1 pseudogene is annotated in these 243 nt (G+C 63.0%); it reads right to left on the bottom strand.

The annotated features are described in order from the left end of the window. A pseudogene (locus tag QP415_RS12660) lies at positions 1-243 on the bottom strand (MBL fold metallo-hydrolase); the annotation flags it as partial.

Raw genomic sequence — 243 nt, 5'->3', positions numbered from 1 at the left:
GCAGAATCCAGGTAGTACCAGGACTTGCCATCATGGATCCACCCGGTTGCCATCGCACCCGTTGCATCCATCCAGTACCACTGGCCCCCGTCATACACCCACTGACTAACTACAGACGAAGCCCGCCCAGCGAAGTAGTACCAGTTGCCGCTAGCACCCTTCCACCAGCCGTTCGTGGCCGAGGGACGCCCGCCCACGAACCACCCGGCGCGCGGACTCCGCGCACCATACTCATGTCCCCAC

The organism is Pauljensenia sp. UMB3104 (assembly GCF_030217285.1).
Classification (GTDB): domain Bacteria; phylum Actinomycetota; class Actinomycetes; order Actinomycetales; family Actinomycetaceae; genus Pauljensenia.
This window is presented reverse-complemented; position numbering and strand designations above follow the sequence as displayed.